Annotated in this window: 15 protein-coding genes; 14 read left to right on the top strand and 1 reads right to left on the bottom strand. The window is 61.6% G+C overall.

The window, feature by feature from the left end; genetic code table 11:
- The first annotated feature begins 32 nt into the window (after positions 1 to 32).
- From U5A58_RS32695 to U5A58_RS32630, 14 genes are all read left to right on the top strand, one after another.
- Positions 33 to 344, top strand: coding sequence for a hypothetical protein (locus U5A58_RS32695; protein ID WP_321964586.1), 312 nt, complete (start codon positions 33 to 35; stop codon positions 342 to 344).
- On the top strand, positions 341 to 1363 hold the full coding sequence (locus U5A58_RS32690; RefSeq protein WP_321964524.1) for a GTP-binding protein: 1023 nt from the start codon (positions 341 to 343) through the stop codon (positions 1361 to 1363). The genes U5A58_RS32695 and U5A58_RS32690 overlap by 4 nt, the downstream gene beginning before the upstream one ends.
- On the top strand, positions 1360 to 2454 hold the full coding sequence (locus U5A58_RS32685; RefSeq protein WP_321964523.1) for a WD40 repeat domain-containing protein: 1095 nt from the start codon (positions 1360 to 1362) through the stop codon (positions 2452 to 2454). Before U5A58_RS32690 ends, U5A58_RS32685 begins: the two co-directional genes overlap by 4 nt.
- 41 nt (positions 2455 to 2495) lie before the next feature.
- Positions 2496 to 2699 (top strand): hypothetical protein, encoded by a 204-nt coding sequence (locus U5A58_RS32680; protein WP_321964522.1) that lies wholly within the window; start codon positions 2496 to 2498, stop codon positions 2697 to 2699.
- A 451-nt stretch (positions 2700 to 3150) separates the two neighbouring features.
- On the top strand, positions 3151 to 4821 hold the full coding sequence (locus U5A58_RS32675; RefSeq protein WP_321939055.1) for an aromatic/alkene/methane monooxygenase hydroxylase/oxygenase subunit alpha: 1671 nt from the start codon (positions 3151 to 3153) through the stop codon (positions 4819 to 4821).
- A gap of 57 nt (positions 4822 to 4878) precedes the next feature.
- The gene (locus tag U5A58_RS32670) at positions 4879 to 5961 is read left to right on the top strand and encodes an NADH:ubiquinone reductase (Na(+)-transporting) subunit F (RefSeq protein ID WP_321964521.1); all 1083 of its coding nucleotides are present in this window, start codon (positions 4879 to 4881) and stop codon (positions 5959 to 5961) included.
- A gap of 37 nt (positions 5962 to 5998) precedes the next feature.
- The gene (locus tag U5A58_RS32665) at positions 5999 to 7081 is read left to right on the top strand and encodes an aromatic/alkene monooxygenase hydroxylase subunit beta (RefSeq protein ID WP_321964520.1); all 1083 of its coding nucleotides are present in this window, start codon (positions 5999 to 6001) and stop codon (positions 7079 to 7081) included.
- Positions 7082 to 7125: 44 nt separating this feature from the next.
- On the top strand, positions 7126 to 7479 hold the full coding sequence (locus U5A58_RS32660) for an MmoB/DmpM family protein (RefSeq protein ID WP_321916269.1): 354 nt from the start codon (positions 7126 to 7128) through the stop codon (positions 7477 to 7479).
- Between the two features lie 81 nt (positions 7480 to 7560).
- Complete coding sequence (locus U5A58_RS32655; RefSeq protein ID WP_321964519.1) at positions 7561 to 8586, top strand: amidohydrolase family protein; 1026 nt, start codon at positions 7561 to 7563, stop codon at positions 8584 to 8586.
- Positions 8583 to 9467, top strand: coding sequence for an iron-sulfur cluster assembly protein (locus tag U5A58_RS32650; protein ID WP_321964518.1), 885 nt, complete (start codon positions 8583 to 8585; stop codon positions 9465 to 9467). The genes U5A58_RS32655 and U5A58_RS32650 overlap by 4 nt, the downstream gene beginning before the upstream one ends.
- A 42-nt stretch (positions 9468 to 9509) precedes the next feature.
- On the top strand, positions 9510 to 11147 hold the full coding sequence (locus U5A58_RS32645) for a molecular chaperone GroEL (protein WP_321964517.1): 1638 nt from the start codon (positions 9510 to 9512) through the stop codon (positions 11145 to 11147).
- A 100-nt stretch (positions 11148 to 11247) separates the two neighbouring features.
- Positions 11248 to 11454: a hypothetical protein gene (locus U5A58_RS32640; protein ID WP_321964516.1), complete on the top strand. Its 207-nt coding sequence runs from the start codon at positions 11248 to 11250 to the stop codon at positions 11452 to 11454.
- Between the two features lie 63 nt (positions 11455 to 11517).
- Entirely contained in the window at positions 11518 to 12843 is a 1326-nt protein-coding gene (locus U5A58_RS32635; protein WP_415774329.1) for an Nramp family divalent metal transporter, read from the top strand.
- A gap of 290 nt (positions 12844 to 13133) precedes the next feature.
- Complete coding sequence (locus tag U5A58_RS32630; protein ID WP_415774330.1) at positions 13134 to 15095, top strand: sigma-54-dependent Fis family transcriptional regulator; 1962 nt, start codon at positions 13134 to 13136, stop codon at positions 15093 to 15095.
- A 42-nt stretch (positions 15096 to 15137) separates the two neighbouring features.
- On the opposite strand, the gene U5A58_RS32625 is transcribed toward U5A58_RS32630, so the two are convergent.
- Complete coding sequence (locus U5A58_RS32625) at positions 15138 to 15650, bottom strand: OmpA family protein (protein ID WP_321964514.1); 513 nt, start codon at positions 15648 to 15650, stop codon at positions 15138 to 15140.
- Positions 15651 to 15728: the final 78 nt, after the last annotated feature.

Here is a 15728-nt window from a genome sequence, read left to right as displayed (position 1 = left end):
GGGACGACTTCAGCGTGGAGATTGCCGTGACTATGGAGCGCGACGCAGCCTCGCTTTTCGATCGCATGCATTTGATCATTGCGCTAACCGAAGTGAATTCCCGCCATTTGCGCGGGGAAAGCCGACGCGCGGGCGCGGAGATCGAACTGGCATGCGCGCTCGCCTGCGAAGAGCGCGATGGCGCCTCACCGGAAGGAGCAGCGCATATCGAGCAATTGCGCGGGCGTTTTCGCGAGGCCGAAAGCGCGTTGCGGGCGATCGAATCCGAGCGGGATCGGCTTGAAGGCGAACTGGGTCGCCTCGACAGCCGAATGACGTCCGGCACACAAGGGGGCTGGCAATGAACCGCATTCCGGTTACCGTGCTCACCGGTTTTCTCGGCGCTGGCAAAACCACGTTGCTCAATCGCATTCTGCGCGAGCAGCATGGCCGGCGCTATGCCGTGATCGTCAACGAGTTCGGGGCCATCGGCATTGACGGGGCTCTCGTCGTCGGCGCAGAGGACGAGGTCATCGAATTGAATAATGGCTGCGTTTGCTGCAAGGTGCGCGGCGATCTGATTCGCGTGGTGTCGTCGCTGGTCAAGCGCAAGGATGGCTTCGACGGGATTCTGATCGAGACTTCCGGTTTGGCCGACCCCGCGCCGGTAGTGCAAACCTTCTTTATCGACGATGAGATCCGCCAGCGCACGAGGCTTGACAGCGTGATCTGCGTGGCCGACGGGGCGCATCTGGCGGCGCGTCTCGCGGACAGCCGTGAGGCCGCGGAGCAACTCGCGCAGGCCGACATCGTGCTGGTCAACAAGATCGACCTTGTCGATGCGGCCGGCCTCGCTTCGGTTCGAGACGCCGTGCGGCGCATCAATCCGACTGCCGAATGGTTGACCAGTGTGCGCTGCGAAATACCGCTTGCCGCGCTGCTCGATCGCGGCGCGTTCGATCTCAAGCGCCTGCAGCTTGTTGCGTCGCCGGGTGAAAGCAGCGACGCGCCGCGCGGCGAGCGGCCTTATCGAGCGGTGCCGCTTCGCGCTGGCGCGACTGTCAAGCAAGGCCGCCATAGTCACGGCATCGATAGCGTATCGCTGCGTGTCGAGCGGCCGCTCGAACGAACGCGCTTTCTCTCCTGGCTGCAGCAACTGGTGGCCGAGCAAGGCCAGGACCTGATGCGTGCAAAGGGTATTGTCGACCTCGCCGGATCGGAGCGCCGCTTCGTGTTTCAGGGCGTGCACATGACGATGGATACAGCCTTCGACCGACCATGGCGCGACGGCGAGCCGCGCGATAGCCGCCTGGTATTGATCGGCCGCCATCTCGACCGGCGCGAATTGCGCGAAAGCATTCGCTACTGCGAGATCGACGCATGAACGCGCCGCAATTTCTGATCGATCTGCTTGGGGCGCGCTGGCAAAGCGACGCGCCTGTCGTCGATGTCGTGTGGGACACGTCGGGGCAATGCGCTGGATTCGCGCTGGGCGACGGCACGCTTGCGCTCGCCACGGGTGGCTGGCCGGGCGGTCCGCGCCTCAAGCCACGCGAGGGCGGCGGCGTCGAGTTCGTGCAGGCGCAAGCGCCGCCTGCGCCGCTCGCGCGCTTCAGCGTGCACGCGGGCACGTGCCTCGCCCTTGCCGCCGACCCCGGTGGGGGATTCCTCAGCGGTGGCGACGACGGACGCCTCGTCCATCTGCGGCTCGATGGCACGAGCGAACTCGTCGCGCATGAGGCCGGGGCATGGATCGACCGGGTGGCGGCGAGTCCGGTCGGTGGCCGAGCCTATGCCAGCGGCCGCAGGGTCCATTGGCTGGGACCGAGACCCGCGTGTCTGATGCTGCCGGGATCGGCGACCTTCATGGCGTTCGACCCAGCGGGTAAGCGTTTGGCCATTTCGCATCACGGCGGCGTCACGCTATGGGCGGCTGACACGCTGCGCGAGCGTCAGCTTGTGTGGCCGGGCTATCACCGCAACGTGGTGTGGAGTCCGGACGGCCGCTATCTCGTGACCGGCATGGAGGAAAACGCTTTGCACGGCTGGCGGCTGCCCGATGGCGCGGACATCGACATGGGCGGCTACCCAGGGCAGCCGCGTTCGTTGTCGTTTTCCGCTGATGGCCGCTTTCTTGCCACGAGCGGCGGCATGCGCGCGGTGTGCTGGCGGTTCGATCCGCCCAGAGCCAATGACGAGCCGCATGAATGCGGTATCGCGGGCAAGACGCCGGTCAGCATCGCGGCCTGCCATCCCGTTGATCCGCTCATAGCCGTCGCGTATCACAGCGGCGAGGTATTGCTGTGTCAGCCGGGCAGCAGCGACATCTTGCTCATCAAGGGTTCTGGCAACAGTGCCGTAAGCGCGATCGCCTGGGCACCGGACGGCCGGCGCCTCGCGCTGGGAACCGAGGCGGGCGAGCTGGCGCTGGTGTTTCTGCCGGAAGAATTGTTTCGCTTCGGACGGCGCAGGTAAGCCGGCAGTGCTCCCTCCCACATATCCAAAGAGAGACAACCATGAATACCGGACTCACTTCCAAGGAACAATGCTTCGAGCGCCTGGGCGCGGTGGCGGACGAGATGATCGAGGCGTACGGCAAGGATTTCGCACTAGGGGCGCTCATTCTCACGGCACGCTTTGTCGCTGAAGGAAAATCCCCTGGAAAGAGCGGTCAAAGCTCGATTCTTGCCACAGAAAGCCAAGGTGACGTAGCCCGGTAGATGTGCCACGCACCGTACTTCGATATTCGTTTTATTCAATAAGGTATCCGAATTTACATTAAGAATCGATTCAACCGGACGTCCCAATATCGGACAGCATCGTGAACCGGCGTTGTCGCAGAACAAAACATGGCGCACTGCGGGATTTTATAGCAAGAGTCTGCGCCCATTACCAGGCTTGACCCGGAAGAAATAACGACGTCTGGCACGCTTATCGCTCTATAAGCACAGGTCAATCCGAAAGCGTTGACGTCAAGAAGCGCAAAACGAAAACAGCAGGAGACGCGATCATGAAGTCAGGCCCATCAGGCCTGCACTTCGATATCTCTGCGACCTTTTCGCTTGCCAACGAGACGGCCCGCCCGCGTTGTTGACTCTGGTCGTGACGCTAGCCGGCCCTGCCCGAAGCGTCGCATTGCGGCAGTTATCGAAATGAAACCAGGAGAGCTCAATGTCTGATGGATTAACGCTCAACAAGATCACGTCCCAGCGCGGTATCAGCATTGGCGAAGCGGCGCGCCGCGTTGCCGATCTTGGCTGGACTCCGAGTTACGTCCAGGAAGCCATGACCTTCCCGACGGACTACAAGATCAGCAAGGCGCCACGCGACCCAATGAAACAGGTGCTGCGCTCTTATTTCCCGATGCAGGAGGAGAAGGACAACCGCGTGTACGGCGCACTCGACGCGGCATTGCGCGGCGACATGTTCCGCAACGTCGAGCCCCGCTGGGTGGAATGGATGAAGCTGTTCCTCGCGATCATTCCTTTCCCCGAAATCTCGGCTGCGCGTTCAATGGCGATGCTCGGCCGGCTCGCGCCCGGCGAAGATTTACGCACCGGCTTTACGATGCAAATGGTCGACGAGTTCCGGCACTCCACGATCCAGATGAACCTGAAAAAGTGGTACATGGAAAACTACATCGATCCGGCTGGGTTCGATATTACGGAAGCCGCGTTTGGCAAGTGCTATGCCACCACGATCGGCCGCCAGTTCGCCGAGGGCTTCCTCACTGGTGACGCGGTGACGGCTGCCAACGTGTTCCTGCAGGTGGTGGCCGAAACGGCGTTCACGAATACGCTGTTTGTGGCAATGCCGTCGGAGGCTGCCCGCAACGGCGACTATGCGTTGCCGACGGTATTCCTTTCCGTGCAGTCGGATGAAAGCCGCCATATCGGCAATGGCCATTCGCTCGTCATGTCGATCATCAACGATCCGGACAACCATCTGCTGCTGGAACGCGATCTGCGCTACGCATTCTGGCAGAACCATGCGATCGTCGACGCCGCTATTGGCACCTTCATCGAATACGGCACCACGGACCGCGACAAGAACAAGGAATCGTACGCCGAGTTGTGGCACCGGTGGATCTACGAGGATTACTACCGTACCTACATGCTGCCGCTGGAGAAGTACGGCATCAAGATTCATCACGATGACGTCGCCGCCGCCTGGGATCGCATCGTCAAGCAGAACTATGTTCACAAGGTCGCGCAGTTCTTCTCGGTGGGCTGGCCCGTGAACTTCTGGCGCATCGAAGCACAGACCGAAAAAGACTTCGAATGGTTCGAGCACAAGTACCCCGGCTGGTACGCCGAATTCGGCGACTACTGGAAGTGGTATGCGAAGAAGAGCGTGCCGGGCGAAACCAACATGCTGTTCGATCAGGAAAACGGGTACGTCTATCCACACCGTTGCTGGAGTTGTCTCGTGCCTTGCCTGATTCGCGAAGACTTCGTGGTCGATGAAGTCGACGGCCAGCTGTACACCTATTGCTCGGAGCTGTGCCGCTGGACGCACAAGGTCGCGTTCGCCGACGAATACGAGGGCAGACCGACACCGGCAATGGGGCGCTTCAGCGGGCGCCGTCAATGGGAAGAGTGCTACCACGGCTGGGATCTCGCCGATTGCATCAAGGATCTGGGCTTCGTGCGCAGCGACGGCAAGACGCTCGTGCCGCAACCGCATCTGCGCTTCGACGACCGGCAAATGTGGACGCTCGACCATGTGCGCGGCTACACGATCCAGAGCCCGCTTGTCTTGCTGCGGGGCATGACACCGGAACAGCGCGAGAAACACATTGCCGAGTATCGCGCCGGCTTCAAGATCAATCCGGTGAGCTGACCAGGGCGTCCGGTCCGGCGGCGCGCAGTTTGCCGCCGGACGGATCAGGAGCACACGATGAGCGACACGCAAGAAACGAGGCGCGAGATGGCGGACCAGGGCGACGACAAGATATTCCATACCGTGTACTTCGAGCCAGTCGGCGTGCAGATGTCGGTGGCGGAAGGCGAAACCGTGCTAGACGCCGCGTTTCGCCAAGGCATTGCGGTGATGCATGGATGCAAGGAGGGGCAGTGCAGCAGCTGCAAGTCGCTGCTGATCGAAGGCGATGTCGAACTCAAGAAGTATTCGACCTTCGCGCTGCCCGACTACGAACGCGAATCCGGCCATATCCTGCTATGCCGCACGCTCGCCTATAGCGATCTGACCGTCGAACTGCTGAATTACGACGAAGACCTGATGCGCCGCTCGATCGCGGTCAGCGAATATGACGCGACGCTCACGAAGATCACGGCGCTCACGCACGACATCAGGCTGCTGGAGGTGAAGCTTTCGAGGCCTTTGCGCTTCTGGGCCGGGCAATACGTCGACCTGACGATTCCTGGCGCGGGCATCACGCGATCGTTTTCCATGGCCAATACGCCCGACGGTGAACCGACGCTGCAATTCATCATCAAGAAGTATCCCAACGGCGCATTCTCGTCGCAACTGGATGGCGGGCTCAGTCCAGGGGACAGGCTGATTGCGAAGGGCCCGTACGGCACCTGCTTCCGGCGCGAGGATCAGCCCGGGCCCATGGTGCTCGTAGGCGGAGGGTCAGGCATGTCGCCGCTGTGGTCGATCCTGAGTGATCACGTGCAAAGCGGCGAGGAGCGCCCCATCCGCTTTTTCTACGGTGCGCGCAGCCGGCGCGATCTGTTCTATCTCGACGAGTTCGCAGATCTGGAGCAGAGGCTGCCGGATTTCCGCTTTATTCCGGCGCTTTCGAACGCCGAAGCGGATGACGGCTGGACGGGCGAGACCGGCTTTATTCACGAGGTGGTCGGGCGCACCCTGCGAGAGGAAGCGCTCGCGGGTGAGATCGACGCTTACGCGTGCGGCCCCACTCCCATGATCGAGGCGGTGATGCCGGTTCTTCAAATGGCCGGTGTCGCGCCCGAGCGGCTGTATTTCGACAAGTTTACGCAGGCGGTTCGCTGACAGGATGTCTATAACCGAAACGTGAAGGAGGACTAACATGAGTACGTTGGCAGAGCAGTCGCCGGTGAAATCGGGCGCGGCCGGCGCGGCCCAGTTTGCCGGCTGGGACAGCCGCAAGTACAACTACTTCGAGCCGAAGGGCCGCAAGGCCAGCCACTACGAAGACATGACCGTAGACGTGCAGCCAGATCCGCATCGCTATCTGCTGCAAGACTGGATTCTTTCATTCGCCGACGGCACGCCGACGTATTCGCAAACGTGGACGGCTGCCAAAAGCTCGGACTGGCACAAGTTCCGCGCCGTCGACGAAGAGTGGGAGCGCACGCACTACCAGCGTCAGTCGACCATCGTCGGGATGATCAGCGGCGCGATCCAGAACGCGCGGCGCTCCGGGGCAGTCAAGCGCTTCGACAAAACGTGGATCAAGGTGCTGGAAGCGCATTTGGGCGCATACAAGCATGCCGAGTTCGGTTTGGGCACGTCCACAATGCATGCGCAGCGCTACGGCTACACGCAGATGATCAATAGCGCGATCCTCACCAATGCGTCGTACAAGCTGCGCTTCGCTCAGGACTTGACACTCTACCTCGGCGAGATCGCGCTCGACCTGCCCAATCTCGACCTCGACGCGGGCAAGCAGCACTGGCTCACCGATCCCATCTGGCAGGACACGCGTCGTGCGGTGGAAGCCATCGGCGGGGCCACCGACTTTCTCGAGAAGTACTTCGCCGTGAACGTTGTGTTCGAGCCGCTCGTTGCGGACCTGTTTCGCAGCGGATTCATCATGCAGGTCGCGGCGGCGCAAAACGACTTTCTGACGCCGACCGTCGTGTCGGCTGCCGAAGGCGACTACGAACGCAATCTGGCCAATGCCGTCGAGCTGTTCCATATGCTCACGAACGACCCGCAGTACGGCGAAGCCAATCGCAAGCTCTTCGGCGAATGGCTGGAGAAACACGGCGTGCTGGCTCTCGCCGCTGCGAAACAGTTGCAGCCGATCTGGTCGATTCCGCACGTGAAAACGGCCCAGTTCAACGACTGTCTGAACAGCGCGATAGAACGGGCGGAGATGATCGCGAGAGAGGTCGGCGTTCACTTTCCTTCGTCGATCCGCGCCTGAGCGCCGCTCGAACCATTCGAACCCACCGCGCAGAGGAGTACGCAATGTCAGTGCATACCGACAACATTTTCAAGTCGATGAAGGACGTTCGCTTCGAGCAGACCATCTCGCACCAATGCGGTGTGACGATGAACGATAGCGTCGAGGCGCGGGCGATCGCCGAACTGATGGCTGCGAAACCGGGCATCACGGTGACGTATCTGCCAGCGATGATTCGCATCGACGGCCAGGGCAAGATCGAGTTCAAGATGGGCGAGATCAGCGAAGCGCTAGGCCGCGAGATGACGCCGCATCTGTTCGAGATCTCCACCTCGACCCATTACGGGCGCATGGTGATGATCGACGACGAGACGGTCGTGCTGTTCGGCAATATGGACGATGCGATGGCTTACGAGTGAGCGAACCCACCCCGATCCAACCATACGGCCCGTTTCCCGCTATGGCGAAGGGCCGTTCGTACAACCAAGGAGACGAATGCCATGTATCGAACCTCGGACGGTGAAGAAGTCTTCATCATCGACGGCCACGTTCATCTATGGGACGGCAGCAAGGCCAACGTCAAGAACGTGCACGGCCAGCAATTCATTGACTGCTTCTACGCGTATCACTCGAACCTGAGCCCCAAGGAGTATTTGTGGCCCAAGGAGAAGTTCGACAAGTACGGCGAAGAGGCGATGGTCGACGACCTGTTCGTCACGGGTTACGACGACATGGCGATCTGTCAGCCAACGTATCTGACCGACTTCTACAAAAACGGCTTCAACACGACCGAGGCCAACTACGTCTTGAAGAAGAAGTATCCGCACCGTTTTATCGTCAACGGTGCGTTCGATCCACGCGATGGGGAAGCCGGCCTCGATCGACTCGAGGAGCTTGCGTCGCTCTACAAGATTCAGGGCGTCAAGCTTTACACGGCGGAATGGCGCGGCGACAGCAAAGGCTACAAGCTGTCGGACCCAGGCGTGCAACGCTATTTCGAACGCTGCGAGAAGTTGGGGATCAAGAACATCCACGTTCACAAGGGACCGACGATTCTGCCGCTGAATCGCGATGCGTTCGACGTGGCCGATGTCGACGATGCCGCGACCAGTTTTCAGAACCTGAATTTCATTGTCGAGCACTGTGGTTTGCCGCGACTCGACGACTTCTGCTGGATCGCGACCCAGGAGACGAACGTCTACGGCGGCCTCGCCGTGGTGCTGCCGTTCATCCATACGCGGCCGGAATACTTCGCGCATGTGATCTCGGAGCTGCTGTTCTGGATCGGCGAGGACAAGATTCTTTACGGCAGCGACTACGGCATCTGGTCGCCGAAATGGCTGATCGAAAAATTCATGGCCTTCGAATTGCCCGAGTCGGTCAGCAAGGAAACCGGTGTGCAGTTGTCGTTGACGGCCAAGAAAAAGATCCTCGGGCTCAACGCGGCGCGCCTGTATGGCATCGATGTCGAGGCGCAAAAAGCCTTGCTGGAGGATGTCCGGCAACCGGCAGCGGCAGGCGCATGAGCACGCCGCTCGTTGTGCAAGCTTCGGCCGCAATCGGGGCGGAGGTCGCATCGGACCGCGTCGCCGAGGTCTGGTCCCGGCTCGCGACGGTTGCTGACCCCGAACTCGACGAGTCGGTGACGGAGCTGGGTTTCGTCACCACGGTCGAGGTCGAGGGCGGCCGTGTGTCGATCGGTTTCCGCTTGCCGACCTACTGGTGCGCGGCGAATTTCGCCTACCTGATGGCCGACGACATGCGGCGGGCGATAGCGGGCTTGCCATGGGCGACGAACATCACTATTACGCTCGACGAGCATATGTACGCCGCCGAAATCAATCGAGGTGTAGCCGCCGGACGATCGTTCCAGCAGACCTTCGGCGGCGAGGCCAATGGCGAGGTGGAGGACGTACGGCGCATTTTTCTCGTCAAAGCTTTCCAGCGGCGGCAGGAGGCGCTTTTAAGCTGGCTGCTGGGGCAAGGCAACGAGCCCGCAAAGCTGGTGTGCCTGAGCATGGCGCAGTTGTCAGAGCTGGCAGGTGAGAGCACGGACGATGAGAAAACGTGGCGGCTCGTAGCGCGATACGTCGAGCGGCGATTCGTTGCACGGCGTGGTGCCAATGCCGAAGCAGAGCAGGAAGAGGCGCTGGCATTCGTCGACGCGCAAGGTGAAGCGTTGGTGGCAGACGAGCTAGGCGCATACCTGCGAGCGTTGCGAAGGGTCGGCGTCAATGCCGAATTCAATGGCGCGCTTTGCCGCGGTCTGCTGGCTGCCCGCTACGGCGAGGGTTGCACATCCGCACCGGCAGTCGAGATCAAACCGGTGCACTTCGTGCGCACTCGCGATGCGAAGCCCGGCGGGTCGTTCGCGCCTGCACGAGAGGCGCCTCGCGCAGCAGAGTAAACAAGAGCAACCAGAACTAACCGGATCAGGAGGGACAGGATCATGCCGAATATCATGCTGCATGACGACGAAGCGCGCATGGCGCTAGGTCGGGGTATCGCGAAACTGGCCAAGGCAGTGCGAGGCACGCTGGGCCCGCGTGGAATGAACGCGATCATCGACCGGCCAATCGGCTCGCCGATCATCTCGCGCGACGGTGTGAGCATTGCCAGCGAGATCGAGCTCGAAGATCCATTCGAGAACATTGGCGCGCAAGTCGTGCGCGAAGTCTCCAGGCAGACCAACGAAGTCGCCGGTGACGGCACGACCACCGCGACTGTGCTCGCCGACGCACTGGTTCAGGAGGGCCTCGCGTGCCTCTCGCAGGGCGCCAACCCGGTCGAGCTGGTGCAGGGGCTGGAACTGGCCGTCAACGAGGCAATCGAGTCGCTCAAGCGCTCGGCAATGCCCCTGCGCAGCAGTGACGAAGTGCGCGCCGTGGCTGTGGTGGCAGCCAACGACGAGTTTACCGGCAACCTTGTGGCGCAAGCACTGGAACGTGTGGGCGCCGACGGCATTGTCGACGTGGAATACGGCAATACCGTCGAAACCCGTCTCGAAGTGGTGGACGGGATGGCGTTCGATCGCGGCTACCTGTCTCACCACATGGTGACCGACATCGAAAGAATGCAGGTGGTGCTGGACAACCCGCTCATTCTGATGACCGATCAACGGCTGCAGTCGCAGGAAGAAGTGGCGGCGCTGCAGGCGCTCGCGACGCAGAGCAAACGGCCGCTGCTGATCATCGCCGAAGAGGTCGCGCCAGCCTGCGTGATGACGCTGCTCGCATGGCGTGACAACGGCGGCATGCCCGTGGCGGCGATTCATCCACCGGAGTACGGACACTGGCGCAAGGCGATGCTCGAAGACATCGCCATCGTGACAGGCGGCAAGGTCGTTGCCCGCGACCTGGGTGGAAAGCTGGAAGCCACACAATTGGGCGACCTGGGGGGAGCGCGGCAGGTACGCATCTCGTCGAACCAGACCATCATCACCGCGGGCGGCGGCGATCCCACGGCAGTAGCGGCGCGGCGGCAACAGGTGGCGCGCCAGTACGAGATGGCGCCGGAGAATGTCGAGCGCGACAAGTTTCAGGTGCGGCTTGCCAAGCTGTCGGGCGGCACCGCGCTGATTCTCGCGGGTGGCGCAACCCCGGTCGAACAGAAGCGCCGGCTGCATCTGATCGACGACGCGATTCACGCGGCGCGCGCGGCGATTGCCGAAGGGGTCGTGCCGGGTGGCGGCATGGCCTTGCTGCAGGTCTCGTCCGAACTGGAGGGTGTCATCGCGCGTAGCCATGGCAGCGTGCAGCAAGGTGCGCGGCTCTTGCAGAGCGCCTTGGCAAAGCCGCTCTTTCACATTGCCACGAATTGCGGCCTCGACGGCGCGGCGATCGTCAGCGCAGCGGTGCGCGCCAAACCCGGAATGGGACTCGACGCGCGACGCGGCGCCTTCGTGAACCTCGCCGAAGCCGGCATCATCGACCCGGTCAAGGTCAGCTACAGTGCGGTGCGAAATGCGGCCTCGGTAGCAGGGCTGATTCTCACCACCCAGACGCTGATCGCCAAAAAACCGGAAACGATCGATCCGACCGCCGGACCCGCGCTCGGCGCAGGCGCCGAGCGGCTCGGCCGGGCATAGAAGACAAGACTGGCGTAGCCGGCCTTCGGTATCCGGAGGCCGGCCTGGCAGGGCCGCGGCCCGCGCAGTCCGGGCAGGCGCCGCCGTGGGGAGACGAACAATGGCAATAGATACCAGCCGTCACTTCGGTGCGACTGCGACGACGGTCCGGCATGTAGGCGCGATGCCCACGATACGCGTGCTCAAGGTCACGCTGGGTTGGAGCATCACCGTGTGTGGGCTGTCGGTTTTGCTATGCGATGTGAGCGCAACGACCGCTGCGTTGATGCACGGCGTTGCCAGTGCGATCCTCAAAGCCATAGCGTGATTGCCATGCATGCCTGCCCGGAAGGGCGCTCCTGCGAATCGCGGGAACAACGGGAGCGCACGCATGGATGATCGCGTTCGGCCAGAGAGTCTGGCGACTTCGGGGGCAAGTACTGCCCGCACGATGCTTGCTGCGCGAGAGGTACTGGAAGGGCGCCGGCGTGGCGCCTTGAAGCTGCTGCCGTTTGCCGGTCCGGCCGTCGTCGTTTCCGTGGCCTACATGGACCCCGGCAACTTCGCGACGAATATACAGGCGGGCGCCCGATACGGCTACACATTGCTGTGGGTGGTGGTGCTGGCGAACCTCGTGGCCATGTTGTTTCAGGCGATGTCGGCGAAACTTGGCATTGTCACGGGTAAAAACCTCGCGCAATTGTGTCGGGAACGGTTCCCTAAACCGGTTGTGCTGTTGATGTGGGGGGCGAGCGAGATCGCAGCCATGGCCACCGATCTGGCCGAATTTCTCGGCGGCGCGATCGGGCTCGCATTGCTGTTCCATCTGCCGTTGCTCGTGGGAATGGCGATTACTGCGTTGGTGACATACGGACTCCTGTTGTTCGAAAGCGCCGGGTTTCGACCACTTGAACTCGCTATCGGCGCACTGGTGGGCGTAATTGGCCTCTCGTATCTCGCCGAGTTGTTCATCGCGCCGGTGGTCTGGCCGAACGTTCTGCTCCATGCGTTTTCGCCAAGCCTGCCGGACAGGGATGCATTGACGATCTCGGTCGGTATCGTCGGTGCAACGGTCATGCCGCATACGTTGTTCCTGCATTCGGCCCTGACGCAGAATCGCGTGGTCGCGCGCAGCGGGAAGGAGCGTAAGCAACTATTGAAGTTTTCGAACCTCGAAGTGATGGTCGCGCTGAGCATTGCCGGCGTCATCAATATGGCGATGGTGATCATGGCTGCGAGTGCGTTTCATCATGGCCATGCCGAGGTCGCTGAAATCCAGGACGCGTACCGCACGCTTGCGCCGCTGCTCGGCGCAGGCGCGGCGAGCATCTTTCTGATATCGCTGATTGCTTCGGGCGTATCCAGTTCGGTGGTGGGCACCATGGCGGGCCAGATGATCATGCAGGGGTTTGTCGGCTTCAAATTTCCGCTGTGGTTGCGCAGAGCCGTCACAATGGTGCCCGCGTTCGCGGTGGTGGCGCTCGGTGTCGACGCAACCCGTGCGCTTATCTTGAGTCAGGTGGTTTTGAGTCTCGCGCTGCCGCTGCCGATGGCAGCCTTGCTGTGGTTTACGCGCTGCGATGCAGTGATGGGCGACTACGCAAATCGCACGGTTACGACGGTCATCGCCAGCGTGGCCGCGCTGGTGGTTTTATCGTTCAACGTCGTGCTGGTGCTGCAAACATGTGGCGTTGGTATTCCCGGCTGGGGGAGCTGACAAACGCGTGACAAAGAGATTAATGAAAGTGCAAGGCGAGGCGGGGTACGCGGTTTGCTGACCGTGTTTCCCCCAAAAGACTTGTTGAGGATTCAGGCATATACTGCGAGCGCGTTCGCTGCTGGGTTTGAAAATAGAAGTCGGCAAGATTCGTCCAGCCACAATATTCTAGCTAGTCATGACGAAGCCGGCCGCAGGGCCCGGCTCCGCGTTGACCCATCGCCCAGGAGGACGTTGTGGCGAGGAGACATCAGCTTGGCAGCATGTCGGATCCTGGTCATCAGGCTGCGATGCGTGGCATCGTGGCCAACGCGCAGCGCGCTAACCTCCGTCACTCCGATCGGGGCACGATGCTCGCCTGGGAGCGCTTTCTGGCGGGCGAATCCTCGACTTCCGCTCCCCCGGCGCTCATCGACTCATGGCAACGCAGCTTGCGCTCGGGCGTGAGTCCGACTGCGGTTTCAGCGCCTATCGCGGTACATGGCAACGAAGTTGCGGCGCTGCTCTGGCGCCATCGCGATCTGCTGGCTGCGGCTGATCGCCTGTTCACTGTCACAGCCGACCTGTTCGCAGATTCACATTCAATCCTGCTGCTCACGAATCAGGACGGTGTCATCCTGAAAGCAGCCGGCGATTTGCGCACGCAGGCGGCCGGCGAAAAAATCCATTTGACGATTGGCGGCGACTGGTGCGAGGGCAGTGCGGGTACCAATGGTATCGGCACCGCGCTGGCAACGCGTGAGCCGACCTATATTCATGCGTCGGAGCACTTCTGCGAAGGCATCAAGGCATGGAGTTGCGCGGCCGCGCCAATTTGCGAGCCGGGCACGGGCGCGGTGATCGGCGTACTCGATATTTCCGGGCCGCCTTCCACTTACCAGATCAACAATCTTACGTTGGCGGTGACCGCCGCGCGTCAAATCGAAATGGTGCTCGCCGAGCAGGCCGCTCGCGAACATATGCGTTTGCTGGCGTTTTGCCTGCAGCGGGTGTCGTCGTCGGACGCGACCGGGATGGTCGCGATCGATCGCAGTGGCCGGCTCGTGCATACCACTGGCAGAGTCACGTTGCCGGTCGGTATTGGCGAGCGTTTTCCTGGCATGAGCGAGACCTCTGCCGTTGAAGACTGGGCGCAACATTTGCCCGCGGGCTTGAGCGCCGAATGGTTCAACCCTGTCGTCGTCGACGGCAGCCCGATTGGGGCGATGCTGGTCGTGCCGGCCAGGACGCGGCCTGTGAGTGTGCGACTCGCCGGTCGCGGCGAAGCTGATCCACAGCGCAACGGCTTCGCGCAAATCCAGGGGCAAAGTTCCGCGATGCAGGCTGCCGTCAATCGCGGGCGTCAGCTTGCCAGCAGGCGTGTTCCGGTGCTCATCGAGGGTGAAACGGGCGTTGGCAAAGAGTTGTTCGCGCGCGCGATTCATGGTGAAGAGGGCGGCACCGGCCCGTTTGTCGCGTATAACTGCGGTGCGGCATCGAAGGAACTGATTGCCAGCGAACTGTTTGGTCACGTGCGTGGCGCTTTTACCGGCGCGACAACGGAAGGGCGGCCCGGCCGTTTCGAACTGGCTCACGGCGGGACGCTTTGTCTCGACGAGATCGGTGAAATGCCGCTCGAACTTCAACCCGTTCTGTTGCGCGTACTGGAAGAGGGCGTCATTTACCGCCTGGGCGATACGCAACCGCGCCGCGTGGATGTGCGCTTGCTGGCAATGACCAATCGCAATCTGCGCGAAGAGGTCGAGTCCGGTCGCTTTCGCCGCGATCTGTATTACCGGATCAGTGTTACGCGCCTACGTATTCCGCCGCTACGCGAACGGGACATCGATATCGATCTGCTAGTCGAGCACTTTAACCGCAAGCTTGCCTTGCGCCATGGTGTCCCCGAACGACAACTCGGCACGGAGGTGATGGCCGTGCTGCGTGCCTACTCGTGGCCCGGCAATGTGAGGGAAATGCGCAACGTAATCGAGAATATGCTGTTGACGTCCAGCGAACCTGCCGTTTCACTCGACGATTTGCCTGTCGAATTGCTTGATGAAATCTCGATGTCCGGCGCCATCCCCTCGCTGCGTGACGAGGCGGCAAGTCTCGAGGCAACCGAGCGTTTGGCCATTGCACGCGCGGTGCACAATACACACGGTAACCTCGCGCAAGCCGCACGCGCGCTCGGTGTCTCGCGAAGCACACTTTATCGAAAGATCGAGCTTTATCAACTGGAAGGCATCGTGAAACCGGCAGCCAGGGAATGAGGTCTGCGTGAACTGGAGCAATCGGTTATTTTCCATAGACTCTCAGCGTGGCGAGACGACAATCGCGACCCGGCGGTTTTGAGCCCGGCCGGCTTCCGTGCGGTTATCCGCCACCGGATCACGCTTACCTTTCCCGATGATCTCGACATCCCCGGCAGGCAGGCCGGTGTCGATCAGTTCGAGCGCCACGACCTCCGCGCGGCGTCTGGACAACTCGAAGTTATAGGCATTCGCGCCTTCTCCGTCGCTGTAGCCATAGACTCGCACGCTGGTCAGCCCCGCCGACATAAGCGTATGGCCGATGTGCTCGACAATCCTGCGGCTGTCGGGCTTGAGGTTGTAGCGGTCGAAGTCGAACAGAATGGGTCCAGTCGAGCCGAACTCGAAACCTTGCTCGGTCTCCTCGAAGCCCGCCGACGTGAGTGCCTGGACTTGCGTCTGCGTCAGACCACGGTAAAGCGGCGGCGTCTTGCAGGCCCCAAGCAGCATACACAGGAGCAGTGCGCTCCCGATGCCAACCCGCCAGCTACCTGCAGGAGACGAGTGTTTTTTCATCGCATTCCCCTCGAGCGCGCCGGCGTTGCGCGCACGGTTGCAAATTCTTGCGACAGACCCGGCCGGTGGGCCATGCCA

It is taken from the genome of Paraburkholderia sp. J7, from assembly GCF_905220155.1.
In the GTDB taxonomy this organism is placed as follows: domain Bacteria; phylum Pseudomonadota; class Gammaproteobacteria; order Burkholderiales; family Burkholderiaceae; genus Paraburkholderia.
The sequence above is the reverse complement of the archived record's forward strand: the minus strand, read 5'-3'. Positions and strand labels throughout refer to the sequence as shown.

Coding starts and splice junctions, on each gene's coding strand:
- U5A58_RS32695 (WP_321964586.1), top strand. CDS start 33: ATGGAGCGCGACGCAGCCTCGCTTTTCGATCGCATGCATTTGATCATT.
- U5A58_RS32690 (WP_321964524.1), top strand. CDS start 341: ATGAACCGCATTCCGGTTACCGTGCTCACCGGTTTTCTCGGCGCTGGC.
- U5A58_RS32685 (WP_321964523.1), top strand. CDS start 1,360: ATGAACGCGCCGCAATTTCTGATCGATCTGCTTGGGGCGCGCTGGCAA.
- U5A58_RS32680 (WP_321964522.1), top strand. CDS start 2,496: ATGAATACCGGACTCACTTCCAAGGAACAATGCTTCGAGCGCCTGGGC.
- U5A58_RS32675 (WP_321939055.1), top strand. CDS start 3,151: ATGTCTGATGGATTAACGCTCAACAAGATCACGTCCCAGCGCGGTATC.
- U5A58_RS32670 (WP_321964521.1), top strand. CDS start 4,879: ATGAGCGACACGCAAGAAACGAGGCGCGAGATGGCGGACCAGGGCGAC.
- U5A58_RS32665 (WP_321964520.1), top strand. CDS start 5,999: ATGAGTACGTTGGCAGAGCAGTCGCCGGTGAAATCGGGCGCGGCCGGC.
- U5A58_RS32660 (WP_321916269.1), top strand. CDS start 7,126: ATGTCAGTGCATACCGACAACATTTTCAAGTCGATGAAGGACGTTCGC.
- U5A58_RS32655 (WP_321964519.1), top strand. CDS start 7,561: ATGTATCGAACCTCGGACGGTGAAGAAGTCTTCATCATCGACGGCCAC.
- U5A58_RS32650 (WP_321964518.1), top strand. CDS start 8,583: ATGAGCACGCCGCTCGTTGTGCAAGCTTCGGCCGCAATCGGGGCGGAG.
- U5A58_RS32645 (WP_321964517.1), top strand. CDS start 9,510: ATGCCGAATATCATGCTGCATGACGACGAAGCGCGCATGGCGCTAGGT.
- U5A58_RS32640 (WP_321964516.1), top strand. CDS start 11,248: ATGGCAATAGATACCAGCCGTCACTTCGGTGCGACTGCGACGACGGTC.
- U5A58_RS32635 (WP_415774329.1), top strand. CDS start 11,518: ATGGATGATCGCGTTCGGCCAGAGAGTCTGGCGACTTCGGGGGCAAGT.
- U5A58_RS32630 (WP_415774330.1), top strand. CDS start 13,134: ATGCGTGGCATCGTGGCCAACGCGCAGCGCGCTAACCTCCGTCACTCC.
- U5A58_RS32625 (WP_321964514.1), bottom strand. CDS start 15,650: ATGAAAAAACACTCGTCTCCTGCAGGTAGCTGGCGGGTTGGCATCGGG.